Source organism: Pelagibacterium halotolerans B2 (assembly GCF_000230555.1).
GTDB classification, from domain to species: domain Bacteria; phylum Pseudomonadota; class Alphaproteobacteria; order Rhizobiales; family Devosiaceae; genus Pelagibacterium; species Pelagibacterium halotolerans.
The window spans coordinates 2,548,363-2,563,253 of the sequence record NC_016078.1 but is presented as its reverse complement, the minus strand read 5'-3'; the positions used below and the strand labels follow the sequence as shown (position 1 = coordinate 2,563,253).

The window sequence follows — 14,891 nt, the reverse complement described above, 5'->3', positions numbered from 1 at the left end:
TGGGGTAAGGAAGCGGCACCGCTTGGGTGCCGCTCTTGTTCAGACGATGAAATCGGCCGCCGTGAGCTGGATCAGGCCGTTGAGTTCGATGCTGAAATCGGAAACCTGGTCGCCATTGACGTCGCCGGCGACGATGGTCCGGTCATTTTCGGTACCGTCGATGTCCTCGAAGGCGAAATTGAGTTCCGCTGCCAGACCGGTAAAGGCCGTGCCGACGGAGGCAAGGAATATGAACGCCTGGTTGCCCGAGGTCGTTGTGTTGGCGTCGATGAGCGAGAGGTCGATCGTATCCTCGCCCTGAGTGAAGTCCGCGATCACGTCGCGATCGGCGGTGCCTGGCGATGAATGGGCGACGTTGCGGAAGACAAAGGCGTCGTTGCCGGCGCCTCCGGCGAGGATGTCCTTGCCGGCCAGCCCCTCCAATATGTCGTTGCCGTCACCGCCCGAGAGCACATTGGCTGCGCCCGATCCGGTAATAGTGTCATTGCCGGAACCGCCGACGAAGTTTTCTATGGTGTTGAGCCTATCGTTTCCGGTCTGGGCGCTAAAAGCTGTATTCTTGCCCAGATGAGCCGTAACGTCGGCCGAGATGCTGGAGAAATCGAGGGTGTCGATGCCGTTGGCACCGATAAGGGTATCGTCACCGTCATCGATGGTCGCGACGATGGTGTCATCGCCCGGGCCGGCATGGACCCAGTCATTGCCACGTTCTCCGAACAGGACGTCGTCGCCGCCGCCGCCCCGCATTGTGTCGTCGCCATCGCCGCCCCGGAGCATGTTGGCGGCGCCCGAACCGTAGATCGTGTCGTTTCCAGAACCGCCGACGAAGTTTTCTATGGTGTTCAACCGGTCACTTCCGGTCTGGGCGCTCGAGGCTGTGTTCTTGCCCAGATGAGCCGTCACGTCGGCCGAGATGCGGGAGAAATCGAGGGTGTCGATGCCGTAGGCACCGATAAGGGTGTCGTCGCCGTCATCGACGGTTGCGATGAGAGTGTCGTCGCCCGGGCCGGCATGGACCCAATCGTTGCCACGTTCTCCGAACAGGATGTCGTCGCCGCCATTGCCCCGCATCGTGTCGTCGCCATCACCGCCCCAGATCATATTGGGAGCCGCCGAGCCGGTAAGAGTATCGTTGCCCGAACCGCCGATGACGTTTTCGATGGTGTTGAGCCTATCGTTTCCGGTCTGGGCGCTCGAGGCTGTGTTGCTGCCGAGATGGGCTGTGACGTCGGCCGAGATGCGGGAGAAATCAAGGGTGTCGATGCCGTCGGCACCGATAAGGGTGTCGTCGCCGTCATCGGTTGTTGCGACGATGGTGTCGTCGCCCGGGCTGGCATGAAGCCAGTCATTGCCGCCGTCGCCGAACAGGATATCGTCGCCGCCTCCGGCCTGTATGGTGTCGCCGCCATCGCCGCCATGGTATTGGTCGGATGCGGCGCGGGGGCCGAGAGTGTCGGCCGCATCGGTGCCCATGATGTCGGTCATGCCGATCAGATCGAGGGTGGCCCGGGCGGGAACGGTCTGGTCGGGTGTTTCGATTGAATAGGTGAACGTCACGTCGGTGTCGTCATTGAGATCGGGTGTGAACAGCCACGTCCCGTCGCCATTGTCCGTCAATACGCCCGAGGAGGCGGCCAGGCCGATTATGGCGACGGCCATGCCCGTATAGGCGGTGCCGGTCAGGTCGCGGGTCGTGATGGTGCGTGTCATGTCCTCGGTGAGCGGGTCCAGCGGTGTCGGAACGATGTTTTCGACGACCGTCGGGGTGGCGGGTGACGCCACGCTTTCGGGCGTGCCGCCCAAATCGGTGTAAAGCACGACAACCCGCACCGTAGCGCCCGCATCCTGGGCGGTGAGGGTATAGGTCGCCGCGTTGGCTCCGGCGATGTCGACAAATCCCGGCCCGGTATCGCGTTGCCACTGATAGGTGAGCGTTCCCAGGCCGTCCTGATCGGCAAGGGTCGTGACATCGGCGCTGAGAACCTGATTTTCCTCCGCCTGGCCGACGATCGATACCCCGCCCTCGGGGGCGTCATTGGCATCGGAGACTTCGATCGAAATTTCCTTTTCAAAGACCAGTGCCCCGTCCGTTGCGGTGAGCGTGACGGAAATCGTTGGCTCGGTTTCAAAATCGAAGGCAACGCCGGCCTTGCGGTAAAGCGCACCATCGACCGGATCGATCTCGAACCTGTCGTCGGAAACGGTGACGATGTTGTCGCGCATTTCGGGGTCGAGATTGGGATCGATGACGAGCAGGTCGGCGACCTTCACCCGATCGAACATGATCTCGGGAACCGCTATCACGTTGGACAGCACGATGTCGGTGGGGGCGAGATTTTCGGCATCGACCCGCGTGAGACTGACCGTGTGATTGCCCAGGCCGACGAGCCGGACCGTCATGATTCCATCGACGACACTGACGATTTCGGCGCCCGAGACGATGAACTCGCTGTTTGAGACGCCGGCCAGGTCGATGGCGACGAGACCTTCACCATACATTGTGAACGAGAGGTCGATGCCATCCCCCTGGAGGGTGACCAATTGCATGCGGGCGCCGATCGCGCTGATGTGGGTCACGTCGGTCTGGCTCGAACCCAGCTTGATCTCGAAAACGCCGCCATCCGCATCCAGGAAGACCGAATCGCCATCATAGGCGTACCAGTTGGTCACGGCCTGGATGGTCTGGGTGCCCAGGGAATCGAGATTGACGGCGAACGTGCCCAATGTGCCGCTCTGGGGGGTTGCGGTGACGGTGATCGTATCGCCGTTGACGGTATAGGTGAGGTCGGTCTTTTCGAAGGTCGAGATGCGGGCGGCCAGATCGGCGAGCGTGACGAATTCGGAGCCTGCCGCGTGGGCGGCGCTGAGGAACTCGGTGAACATGGACAGCTCATAGGGGGATGACCCTATGTTATCCACATCCCAGGCGGTGATGCCGTAATCGTGCCATGGCCAGACGACGATCGGCAGATCGGAATTGATCGCCAGATCGTTGAATTCGGCGATCCACTTGGCCGCAGCCTCCTCGACGGTCAAACCGAGCCAGGCGAGCAGGGTGAAATCGAAACTCATGTTTGGCGCGATATAGACCTTGCCGGCATCGGTGGGCGAGAGATAGCCGAAGGCGCCGGGATAGCCGGCACCGACCATGGAAGCGCCGCCGGTCAGATAGTCGTAATACTGGATGATCTGACGGGCGGTTTCGAGCGATTCCGGCATACCCGGCACGGCGGCCCCACCCACTTCTATCTCCAGATTGTCCTCGATGACGTGGCGAGAGGTTTCGAACTGGAACTTGAAGGATGCCTCGAGAATGGCCTTGGAGACCGGATCGAGAGCCATTGGGTCCGGCGCAACCAGGGCGGCCTGCAATGTCGCGTTGATTTCGGTAACGCTCATCGCTGCCAGCGCATCGATCACCGACTGATCGGCGTCCTCACGCATGCAATAGGGGCAGAAACATGCCGAGGGGTTATCGAGCAACGCGGCGTATCCCGCGATGCGCTGATCGAGGATTTCCTGAGTGACTTCGTCGGGGAGCAACAGGTTGGTGTCGAAGGGGTGGGTATAGGAGTGCGAGCCGATTTCGTTGCCCATCGCCAGGAGTTGCTGGTAGTAGGCCGAAGAAATGAACCAGTTGGTATCCTGGTCGGGGCTGTAGAGGCCCACGTTTATGTAGTGCGAGCCGACGAAATTGTAATCGGTCTTCCATTGCTCGAGGATGGGCAGCATCGCTTCATAGATACCGCCGTCCACATCGAATGTTTCCTGGGACTGGTCCATGTCGTTGCGCGCGGCAACGATGGCCCTGTCCCGGCTCATCGAGAGGGAGACCTTGGGACCGTCAAGGGGCTGGATCGCCCAGTCCAGTGCCTGGCCGAGAAGGTTGTTGTCGGCCAGCATGCCGTCGGTCGCAAAGTGGACATTTCGTCCGCCAGTCGTTGTCGAGATAACCGCATCGTGGCTGGTGCCGTCGACGATCTGCTGGGCAATTACCGTGCCGGCGGCTATCGCGGAGAAATATGAGGTCGAGGCACCGGTATAGGTGTGTATCGATCCACCGCCATAGCCGGATGTGATCTCGTGATCGCCGGCGGCGACGAGTTCGACGTCGACGCCGCTGGCCCCGCCGGTGCGGGACAGCCCCAGAAGCGTCTGCATGCGCTCGTAGGGATTTGCCGTGAGAGCTTCGCCATCGGCGGCGTTTGTCATGAAGTCGCCCGCCGTGATGATGGGCACATCGTAATCGTAAACGAGCTGATTCAGCGTCGCTGCGATATCGGCGAAATTGTCCGGGGCGTTGCGGAACGAGGGGAACACCAGTGCCTTGTATTGCGCGAGCACTTCAAGATCGGTGAGGTCGGCCTCGCCGATAAGATCGAAGGGAATGCCGGCGGCCATGGCCTGACTCTGGGCGGCCATGACGAGCTGGGAATAGGCCATTTCGGAGAAATAGGCCCCGGCCGTGGTTTCGGAATAGACGATGGCGATCTTGTAATTGGAGCCCGAGCCTGGCGGCAGGTCGGAAGTGTCGGTGATCGTATAGGCCGGCTGGGTATAGTCGGCAGGCAGGTGCACCACATCGTTGACGTCGGCCATCAGTCCGATCTTGTTTATGCCATCGCCCAGAAGCGATTTGGGAATGGCCAGTTCCATGGTCCGGCCGTCGGGCCCGAGCGCGAAATCGATCTCGGCAACCAGATTCTCTCCGGCGGCGCCGGTGTAGAGGCGCGCCACGCCGTCGCTGCCGATATTGACATTGAACTCGGCGCCTGTCGCCCAGCCGAAGACCAGATGGCCGGTGGACGTATCGTCGTCGGTGTTGATCCAGAAGGTGGTGTTGGGCCCGATATCGATCTCGCTCTTGAGCGCGATGACATAGGCGTCGTTGGCCACCGTGCCGTAGAGTTCATAGCCGGCAACCTGGGTTGTGGGGGTTTCGAGGCGCTGGTCCTGGGTCCATTCGCTCAGAATTCCGTCGAAAGCACTGACGGGTGGTAACGCTATCGTATAGCCGCCAAAACCGTAATTGCTCGGAAGAAACACCGCGTCGTTGATGTCTGCGAGCACGGCGACCTGTTCAATGCCCGTGCCCAGCAGGGCCTTTGGAACCGCAAATTCAAGCGTGGTTCCATCCGGACCGAAGGCGTGATCGAGATCGGCCACGAAGGTTTCGCCCGCCGCGCCCGAATAGAGCCGGGCGATACCGTCGGCACCGATATTGATGTTGAATTCGGCCCCTCCGGCCCAACCCCATATCTGATGGCCGGTGGAGGTGTCGCCGTCCGTGTTGATCCAGAAGGTCGTGTTGGGACCGATCGGCTGGGCGCTCTTGAGCGCGACGACAAAGGCCTCGGTATCGACCCGGCCATAAAGTTCATAGCCATCGACGCCGGTGCCGGGGGTTTCGAGGCGCTGATCCTCGGTCCATTCGGTCAACAGACCGTCAAACGAGCTGGGGGATGGCTGGGTGATCAGATACCCGCCTTCGGCATAGGAGTTTGGCAGAAAAACCGAATTGTTGATATCGGCATAGACTGCGAGCGAGGTCACAGCGAGTCCGACCAGCGCCTGCGGCAGTCTCATTTCCAGCGTCGTCCCCCCCTCGCCGATCACATATTCGATCTCTGCGACCAGTGTGGCTCCTTCCGAGCCCGAATAGAGCCGGGCGACCCCGTCATCGCCGAAATTGATGTTGAACTCGGCACCCACTGCCCAGTCCCAGACCTTGTGCCCGGTTTCGCCGTCGGCATCGGTGTTGAGCCAGAAGGTGGTGGTTGGCCCGATCGGAACCGCGCTTTCCAGCGCGATGAGATATGCCCCATCCTCGTACCGTCCATAGAGTGCATAGCCGTCGACCAGGGTTTCGGGCCGCTCAAGCCGGTCTGCGGGCGACCAGTCTGTGAGGTTTCCGTCAAGGATGATGGTCATCGGGGTGTCTCCTGTTCAGAAGGGATGTCGACCGGTTCGGACGAGTGCCATTGGGCAATCCCATCCAACACAGGGGTGGATTTGAGGCGTTCGAGCCGGGCAAGATCGTGTTCACTGGCCAATCCGTTGGCGCGCCCCAGTTCGATGGTGGCGCGCTCGCCGATCCTGTCGCCTTCGAGCCTGTAGAGAGCGATGAGCCGGCGATAATCGGCGGCGGTGGGCGTGCGCGCGAAGATCTGCGTGAGGATGCGGGCCTCATTGCCGTAGGACCTGTCTGCCCGATAGCGCTCGACAAGCATTGGGCGCGCCCAGTCACTTTGCGGACGGATGGCGATCTCGTCCTCCAGAAGGTGCGTCAGCGGACCGTTTCTACCGTGCGCCAGATAGAGACCGGCCAGCGAATAGGCCTCGAAGGGATTGAGCTGGGCCGTTTCGCGCTTGGTCTCATAGAGTTCCATGGCTTCCTCAACCCGCCCCTGGGAGAGGAGAACCTGGGCCTTCTCCTCTGTGTTGGGCAGCATGGCGATGGCCGCAACGATGGTGACCACAACGATGATCGCAACGAAAATCCTCGTGCGTTCGGGCGACTCCATGTGCGACATGAAGGTTTGAGGAGCGAGCTCCGAATACCAGACGGGCCGGCTCGGTGCGCCATGATCAGCGAGAGCTGGCATTGTCGAGCTCCCTGTCGCCGATAAACATCAATACGCCGAGCGTTTCGGCGTCCTCGTGAGCCTGGGCGATATCGGACGATGCCCTGAGATATTCGGCTAGAAACACCGGTTTGCCTTCGGCGGTGAGGCGCTCGATCAGCTCGAGCGAGGCCCGCAGCGTGCCGAGGCTGTTGCGCTGCTGATCGTGTTCGGCGCCAAACAGCAGGTCCTCCTTGGCGAAGCCGTCGATGGTCCGGCGGTATGACGGATCACTCAACAGTTCCTCACCGTTCTGGGGAACGACCAGGAAGCCGGGCGACCGGGAGCGGGCATAGGCGGCGAGGGCGTTGACGAAACTCACCATCGCCGATTTGCGACGGGCTGCGTCGAGCTGGGGGTCACGCCGTTCGAATGCGTCGACCCGGTCGAGATAAACCCCGTCGAAGCCGGCGGCGACGATCCGATCGAGATAGCTCGAAGGCTGCCCGAAAATGATTGCCTGCCAGCCGGGGTCCCAAAAGCGGATATCGTAGTTTCCATCCCATTCGGGATTTTCGCCGAACAGCCAGGGTGGGCGGTTTCGGGCCCAGTCGTCCTGCCAGTAAAACCGGTAGTCTTCGGCTTCGCCAATCGAGAGATAGGAGAGCACAAAGCGTCGCGACCCGTCCGGCGCGGTCTTGAGGGCGGCGATTTCGGACGCGGAGAAGGCGCCGGCCTGCGTACCGTTGCGCGAATAGTCAATGACTATGAGATCGGAATCGGTGGCGGCAAGGGCACGCAAATCGATCGCCTGGAGCTGATAGCTCCATGAGCGAACTCCGGCCAGCGCCGAGGCGGCTGCGCCGACGGCCTGAGCCGAGAGCATAAGCGGAAATGCGGTCAGGACTGCTGCCAGCCCGGCCGAACGTATCCCCATGTCACGGGTCTCCATTCCCTCCGATAATTGCATCGGATGAACTGGACACTATGGGGGCAGCCCATTCGCAATGTTGACATTGATCAACTCGCGGCCTGCTTGGAGCCGACATTATCGACCCCATCGAGACAAGGCGTTCGCACCCGCGAACACAGAACAGCAGGGGGTGGCCATCATGGCACTGTCCATAAAGATTCCTTCCCGAGCACAATCGGCCAGTCATCCCGCCAAACCGGCGGTCCGGGCCATTTTCACCGCATTCAAATCCCTGGTTTTTGCGACCGAAGTTGTCGGAATTGCCTTCCTCGTTCTCGGGCATATCGATCTGGGAACAGCGCTGGCGCTGCATCTTGCCTATTGCGCCGTGCTGCTCGGAACCATCCTGGTGGCCGAGCGCGCCGGTATCTACTCGGGCGACTTGCAATCGTTCGCGCTTCAGGTGCTTGTTGCCGGCCCGTTCGGAGCGGCTTCGGCGATGATCGACGAACACCTTTCCTCGCGCACCCGCGTCGAGCAGCTCGAACGCTGGTACAACACCATTGCCCCGCTGCCGCAGGCCGCCGTGACGCTGGCGGACCGTATTCGCGACGACCAGGTGGTCCGGCCCGCGGCACGACTTCCAAAATCGGTGGACAGGCTGATTACGTCGGGCTCGATGCGCGAAAAGCAGGCGCTCTTTGCCTCGATCGTCGCCGACGGACCGACCGGAGGCGTCAATCTGATCGAAAAGGCCCTGCGCAGCCGCGACCAGCGTGTGCGCGTTCAGGCCGCAGCCGTCTCGGCGCTGTTCCGCTCCAAGGTCCGCACCAGTGCGGGGCATCGTCACCAGGCGAGCATTGCCACGCCCGCCAATGATTCCGCGACACCGGCAGCATAGGGGCTGAACGCCATGGAAATGCCCGCATGGTTTGTGCCCGGATGGCGCAACGTCGAACCGGAAGCCGACATATGCCTGATCGCCGAGGGGTGCTATCCTTATGTCTCGGGCGGGGTTTCAAGCTGGATCGACTGGCTTATCAGGACCCATCCGGAGCTGAGCTTTTCGGTGCTGGCCATTCTGCCGAGCATGCCCGAGGCCGAGCCGCGCTATCAGCGTCCGGACAATCTCAGGACAGTCCACCACCTTTACCTCGACGACAGGGGTAAGGGGCAGCGCCGCGCCTGGCCGGCTATGACGCCGCAATGGTACGCCGATACGCTCAACGCAATTCTCGATCACGGTGACTCGGACGCATTTCAGGAGTTGCTTGAAAAGCTCGGTCCGGGGCGGCGGCGCCCCTCTGTTACAACGCTGCTCGATTCCCCTCAGGCCTGGCAGGCTCTCTCTTCGGGCTATGCCCGCATGCCCCAGACGGCGTTCATTTCCTATTTCTGGGCGTGGCGGGCGCTGGCCGGCGGGCTCTTGCGCACACTGGTCAGCCCGCTTCCCAGCGCCCGGCTCTATCATTCGGTTTCCACGGGCTATGCCGGTCTTCTGGCCGCGCGTGCCGCTCATGACACGGGCCGTCCGGTGATGATCACCGAGCACGGAATCTATTCCAACGAGCGGCGTGTTGAAATCCTGATGGCCGACTGGATCAAGAACAGCATCGATACCGGGCTCGATTTTACAGACGAGCGCCACGACGTCCGCGATTTCTGGGCCGATGCCTTCGAGAGCTTTGCGCGTATCGCCTATAGCGCCGCGGACGATGTTATCGCCCTTTATGGCGACAACAATGCCTTCCAGCAGGCGCTGGGCGCCGACAGCCGCAAGCTCACCGTGGTGCCGAACGGGGTTGACGTGGACCGCTTCAGCACGCTTCCCGACCGGGTTTGCGAACGCCCGACGCTGGCATTCATCGGCCGGGTCACCCCGATCAAGGATGTCCAGACATTCATCGATGTTGCCGAGAGAACAGCGTCCAAGGTGCGAGATTTCAGGGCGCTTATCATCGGACCGATGGATGAGGACCCCGAATATGCCCAAAGCTGCATCGATGCGGTCAACGAACGCGGGCTTGGCGATATCATCACCTTTACCGGTCCGGTCGATGTGCGCGACTACATGGCCGAGATCGACGTCCTGATGCTTACATCGATCTCCGAGGCGTTGCCGCTGGTCATTCTGGAAGCGGGTGCTTCGGGGGTTCCGTGCATTGCGACAGATGTCGGCGCCTGCAGGGAAATCCTGGGGTGCCCTGGCAGTCCGGGGCAGGCCGCAGTCGCCGGCATCGGCGGCATGGTTGCCCCGGTGGGCGATGTGAGCGCGCTGGTCTCGGCGGCGGTGCAGATGCTCAACACGCCCCTTGAACGCAAGCGCATGGGGGCTGCGTTGCGGTCCAAGGTCCGGATCCAATACCGTTCGGACACTATCGCTGCGGCTTACACGCGGCTCTACAGCCGGCACCTTTGTTCAATCGCAACGCGTGAGGTCTGAAATGGCCGGAATCGGATTTGCCCTCTCGAAACTGCGCAGCCAGAACAATCTGGCCGGACATTCAATTGCCACGGGCCATGCCATCATGATCACGGCGGGGCCGTGGATCGTGATAATGATCGGGCTGGCGCTGATTTCCTGGCTCGGCGTGCCGCTGGTGGGCGCAGAGATGACGACGACGTTCCGCGTTCTCGTCATCTATTGCTTTGCTCTTTCCCTTGTGGTGACGGCACCCATCGCGCTCGAGCTCAACCTGCGTGTTTCCGCCGAGCTGTTCGAGCGCCGTTTCGACCGGGTTCACGGGATTTATGCCGGCGCATTGGGGGTTACGGCGCTGGTTACCGTCGTGCTCGCCTGGCTGCTTTTCGCCGTCATCATCGGCCTGGACATGCCCACGGCAACCGCCGCGACTTTCTGTGTGCTGCAGGTGTCGCTGCTGTGGCTGACAATGTCGATGGTCGCGGCGATCCGCCAATATACGATCGTGACCACCGGCTTCACCATGGGACTGAGCGTATCGGTCGTGCTTGGCCTCTCGCTGGCAAGCCTCGGCTATGGGGTTGCTGGACTGCTTACCGGGTTCGGAGCCGGGCTGTTTCTGGCCTTTTCAATTCTGCACGGGCTGATCATCCAGACCTTTCCGGGACGAGTGTATCGGCTGACGGACGGCATTGGGGCATTGATCGCCCATCCGATGCGCTCACGCACCTTCGTTATCGCCGGTCTTTCGAGCGCGCTGGCGGTCTGGATCGACAAGCTGGTGGTCTGGCAATCCTATGAGGGGACGGCCATAGCGCACGGGCTCATTCACGCTCCTCGTTACGACGTGCCGATGTTTATCGCCTATCTTTCGATCGTGCCGCTGATGAGCGTGGTTTCGATCTGGCTGGAAACCGATTTTTTCACCGCCTATCGCAAATACCGCGACATCGTGCATTCGGGTGGCACGCTTCGCCATATCGACGCACAGCGCACGGCCATCACCTGGCAGACAACCAATACGATCTTTTCGGCCTTCGTGGTCCAGATTGCCATCAGCCTCGTTCTGGCGCTGGCGGGACCCTGGATCGTCAGTCTTTTGGGGATGGGGCTCGAAACGCTGCAGGTTTTGCGGCTGGCGCTGATCGGCGCGGCGTTCCATTTCCTGTTTCTTGCCTGCGTGGGGGTTATTTTGTTCGTGCAATACGCACGCGCCTATTTCTTCCTCCAGGCCGTCTTCCTCGTGCTCAATGGCGGGCTCACCTACGTCCTGCTCGCCAATCCCGATGCCCTGGGACTGGGCTATGTCATCGCCACGGGCGCTGCCGCAATCCTTGCCTATGGGGTCATGGTCAACACACTCAAGGTGATGAACAGGCTCACATTCGTCGACAACAACCCGGCGGTGGCAGGCTGAACCCTGCATTACGGCGCCGGGAATCAGGGGATAACAATCGTGAACGTGCATGCTCCCAAACGCGTGGTTCCCAGGATTTTGCTTGGGGAGAGGGCCCCCGGCTCCTCAAATCAATGGGTCGGCGTCGTCGAGGGCGCCGTGCTGATCGGTGGGGTATTTGCCATCGAGCGGCTGGGGCTGTTCGATCTTGGCGTCCTGCCCATCCACCCGCTGGTCCTGGCGGTTGCGCTGATGGCGGCACAGTACGGAGCGCTGGGCGGGATCATGACTGCCGTCATGGCCACGGCGCTTGCCCTTCTGGGCGGCATGTTGCCCCAAAGGGTGGTGGGTGAGGGCTATTTCGAATATCTGGCGGCAGTCTGGACCACGCCTTTGGCCTGGCTGATCATCGCCGTTCTTGTCGGGGTCGTTTCAGACGGCCATCGCCGGCTGTTGCAGCGCTCCGAACTTGCCCTGTTTGAAGCGCAAAAGGAGCGCGAATTGATTGCCGCGCAATATGAAGCTCTGGCTGCGCGCGCCAAGCGATTGGAAAGACGAGTGGCGGGGCTTGAAAACAACTCCTGATGGCAAATTGGGTGCGAGAGTCAATATCGTACAAACACTAGTGGGAGAAACGGAATTTCTTAACAAAAGTTAAACGCCCATAAATAAGAAAAAATATGGGAGCATCGCAAATGTTTATACACAGGGAATTTCACAGTTCGCAGGCGGGTGCAGCCGGCCATCCGCGATTTTTCGAAGGTATCCGGCTGAGCGCCACGGCACGGCATCGGGAAAAAGAGCTCATTTATGCGCAAGGCGACGAGGCGGGCGACATCTACATCGTCGAGTTCGGTTGCGTCCGGGTTTCGCGGATAACGCTTGAAGGGCGCCGCTTGGTCACCGGCTTTTATTTCGCCGGCGAAGTGTTCGGTTTTGAAACGGGGACCGAGCGTCAATGCTATGCCGAAGCGCTGGAATATTCGGGCACGCGGACGTTCCATCTGGAGGGCCGGGATCTGGCAAATCCGCGGATCGCCGAGATGCTTTTCGACCATCTCGAGAGCATCCACCAGCACCTTCTCATTCTGGGGACACAGAATGCAATCGAAAGGGTGGCAGCATTCCTCGTGGGCATCGCCGACCGGCGGGGCGTCGACGGTCCAAGAGCCCGCCTTCCTATGTCACGGTGCGATATCGCCGACCATCTGGGGTTGACGCTGGAAACCGTATCGCGGGCGATGCACCGGCTGCAGGCACTCAAGCTGATCCGACTTGTCGGCGCGCGCGAAATCGTGTTGCTCGACCGCGATGCGCTCATTGATCTGGGGGCTTAGACCTTGTCCGGAGCATTGGACGTATCGGCCTTCAACGGGCTACAGCGGGGCGCACTGAGATAATGTGAGCTTCACTTTATCTCAGTATGCCCCGATTGATCCGGCGTCGGGTACTGGTCGCTGCCCTGAACCGTCATCCGAACCAGTTCCGCAAGGCTATGGGCATGCATCTTGGTCATGATCGTAGCGCGATAGACCTCTACCGTCCTTGGGCTGAGGCCCAGATTTCGGGCGATGGCCTTGTTGGGGAGGCCGTTTATGATGCCCTCGAGGACCTGAGTTTCGCGGGCGCTGAGCGACTCCAGCTTTTCGCGCGCGGCCTGACGCTGGTGGCGGGCCTGGTTTTCTTCCTGGGCCGCGTTGCAAACCCTGGTGAGCGTGGCCAGCATGACTTCCTCACTGAAGGGCTTTTCTATGAAATCGCTGGCGCCGGCCTTCATGGCGTCGACGGCCGCCATTATGTCTCCGTGGCCGGTGACCACGATGACCGGCAGCGCATGGCCGTTCTTGCGCAGGCGCCGCAGCAGGTCGATACCGTTCATCTCCGACATCTTCAGGTCGGTTATCAGGCAAGCGTCTTCGAGATCTTCGGCCGTGGCGAGAAATTCGGTTGCCGAGGCATATTTTCGCGATCGCCAGCCCGATGCGGCAAGCAGGAAGGCAAGAGACTGCCGGACAGGCTCCTCGTCATCTACAATGTGGATCAGGAAATCATTGGTCATGCGCCTGAATCTCTCTGTCGACCAAGGGAAGGGTGAAGGTGAAAATGGTTTCTCTGCCAGGTATGGTGCGGGCGCTTATCGCGCCGCCATGCCCCTCGATTATCCGCCTGGAAATGGACAGCCCGACCCCCATGCCGCTGCGTTTGGTGGTCACGAACGCCTTGAAGATCTCGTCACCGAAATCGGGAGGAATGCCGTGTCCGGTATCGCTGAGTTCGACGCGCACGAATTTGCCGCTCCGGCGCGTTCTTACGGTGATCACCTTGCGCTCGCTGGCCCGGACCGCGTCGGCGGCATTGCGCAGAAGATTGACGATCACCTGCTGGATCTGTGTGGGGTTGCCCAGGGCTTCGAGCGGTCCGGGCGCGAGGTCGAGTTCGGTGAGAATGCCGTCTTCCCTTGTGCCGGCCAGCGCCAGCGCCATAGCGCCCTCAATCAGCGTGTTGATGTCGACGATCTCCTTGTCGATTTCACCCTGGGCCATGAAGATGCGCAGGTGGTGGATGATGTCGCCGGCACGCAGGGCCTGGGTCGCGGTGGCTGCAAGGGATTCGCGCAGCGCGGGCAGCATGGCGGGATCGAACACCTCGAGCATGCGCTTGGCGCCCTGCACGTAATTGCTGACGGCCGAGAGCGGCTGGTTGATTTCATGGGCGAGCGCGGACGCCATTTCTCCCATTTCGCTCATGCGTGAGAGCCGGGCCAATTCGGCCTCGGTCTGTTCGAGCCGGGTTGCGGCGCGCTCACGTTCGGTCATGTCCCGTGCAAATCCAATAAAGAGTGGACCTTCGCTCGTTGCGATCCTGGCCACATGAATGCTCATGGGAAAGGTCGTGCCGTCGCTCCTCTTGCCTCTGAGCAGGCGGCTTCCTCCCATTAAACGGGCAAATCCGGTTGGGGCGCGTTCGGTTCCACCGCCGCGATCAGGTTGGCGGGGCTCCGTCAACAGAATGTTGACATTGCGGGTCAGGACCACCTTTTCGCGATAACCGAACAGGCGCTCCGCCGCCGCGTTGAACGAAACGATCTCTCCGCTCGGCTTGGTCGCTATTGTCGCATCCGAGATGGTGTCCAGTATGGCCTGCAGATAGTTTTCGCGGCGCTGCAGGAGCCGTGTGGCCATGATCGCCTTGTTTCGTTCCTCGCGCAGAACCCCGCCGAGCCAGGCAATGCCGAAACCGACACCGGCAAACAACGCCATGTCGGGGCCCTGCGAGGTGCTGTTCTCGTCGGTGAAAAAATACACAAGAGGCAGCGCGAGGACCGTTGTGAAAACGCCAGGCGCCATTCCGCCCATGCCCGCGGCGAACAGGATGGCCAGAGAGAAAAAGAGTCCATTAAAGGAAGAGGTGAATACCGGAGCGATGGCAAGCTTTAGGGCACTAACAAGGATCAGTCCCGCTAGTCCAACCAAGTAGGCGAGTAAAATATCCCTCGGCAGCCCCATGACGTCAGCAACATCCGGTTTCCGGGTGCAAAGTAAAATTTTACCAGAAAGGCGGCAAGTAAATTTAAAAAGAGGCGCTGCTCAAAATGTC

At 60.9% G+C, this 14,891-nt stretch carries 10 protein-coding genes; 5 read left to right on the top strand and 5 right to left on the bottom strand.

What is annotated here, in order from left to right; all coding sequences use genetic code 11:
* Positions 1–39: 39 nt before the first annotated feature.
* Genes KKY_RS19665 through KKY_RS12460 form a run of 3 tightly spaced genes read right to left on the bottom strand, consistent with a single transcriptional unit; the run spans position 40 to position 7,500 of the window.
* Entirely contained in the window at positions 40–5,931 is a 5,892-nt protein-coding gene (locus tag KKY_RS19665; RefSeq protein WP_014131720.1) for a M10 family metallopeptidase C-terminal domain-containing protein, read from the bottom strand.
* The gene (locus KKY_RS12465; RefSeq protein WP_139305048.1) at positions 5,928–6,605 is read right to left on the bottom strand and encodes a tetratricopeptide repeat protein; all 678 of its coding nucleotides are present in this window, start codon (positions 6,603–6,605) and stop codon (positions 5,928–5,930) included. Before KKY_RS12465 ends, KKY_RS19665 begins: the two co-directional genes overlap by 4 nt.
* Positions 6,589–7,500 carry an MJ1477/TM1410 family putative glycoside hydrolase gene (locus tag KKY_RS12460; RefSeq protein WP_014131718.1) on the bottom strand — a complete coding sequence of 304 codons (912 nt, stop codon included), beginning with the start codon at positions 7,498–7,500 and terminating at the stop codon, positions 6,589–6,591. The genes KKY_RS12465 and KKY_RS12460 overlap by 17 nt, the downstream gene beginning before the upstream one ends.
* A 175-nt stretch (positions 7,501–7,675) precedes the next feature.
* Here KKY_RS12460 and KKY_RS12455 point away from each other — a divergent pair, with 175 nt between their 5' ends.
* The 5 genes from KKY_RS12455 (at position 7,676) to KKY_RS12435 (ending at position 12,631) form a co-directional block, all read left to right on the top strand.
* Positions 7,676–8,377, top strand: a complete 702-nt coding sequence (locus KKY_RS12455) for a hypothetical protein (RefSeq protein ID WP_139305047.1) — start codon at positions 7,676–7,678, stop codon at positions 8,375–8,377.
* A gap of 12 nt (positions 8,378–8,389) precedes the next feature.
* Positions 8,390–9,919 (top strand): GT4 family glycosyltransferase PelF, encoded by a 1,530-nt coding sequence (gene pelF, locus KKY_RS12450; RefSeq protein ID WP_014131716.1) that lies wholly within the window; start codon positions 8,390–8,392, stop codon positions 9,917–9,919.
* 1 nt (position 9,920) lies between these two features.
* Positions 9,921–11,315 (top strand): exopolysaccharide Pel transporter PelG, encoded by a 1,395-nt coding sequence (gene pelG / locus KKY_RS12445; RefSeq protein ID WP_014131715.1) that lies wholly within the window; start codon positions 9,921–9,923, stop codon positions 11,313–11,315.
* 39 nt (positions 11,316–11,354) lie between these two features.
* A complete protein-coding gene (locus tag KKY_RS12440; RefSeq protein ID WP_014131714.1) occupies positions 11,355–11,879 on the top strand; it encodes a hypothetical protein in 525 nt (174 codons plus the stop codon).
* Between the two features lie 110 nt (positions 11,880–11,989).
* A complete protein-coding gene (locus KKY_RS12435) occupies positions 11,990–12,631 on the top strand; it encodes a helix-turn-helix domain-containing protein (RefSeq protein WP_014131713.1) in 642 nt (213 codons plus the stop codon).
* 71 nt (positions 12,632–12,702) lie between these two features.
* Here the strand turns inward: KKY_RS12435 and fixJ are convergent, their stop codons facing one another.
* Both fixJ and KKY_RS12425 read right to left on the bottom strand, forming a co-directional pair.
* Positions 12,703–13,353, bottom strand: coding sequence for a response regulator FixJ (fixJ, locus tag KKY_RS12430; RefSeq protein ID WP_014131712.1), 651 nt, complete (start codon positions 13,351–13,353; stop codon positions 12,703–12,705).
* Positions 13,343–14,767, bottom strand: a complete 1,425-nt coding sequence (locus KKY_RS12425) for an ATP-binding protein (protein WP_158308074.1) — start codon at positions 14,765–14,767, stop codon at positions 13,343–13,345. Before KKY_RS12425 ends, fixJ begins: the two co-directional genes overlap by 11 nt.
* Positions 14,768–14,891: the final 124 nt, after the last annotated feature.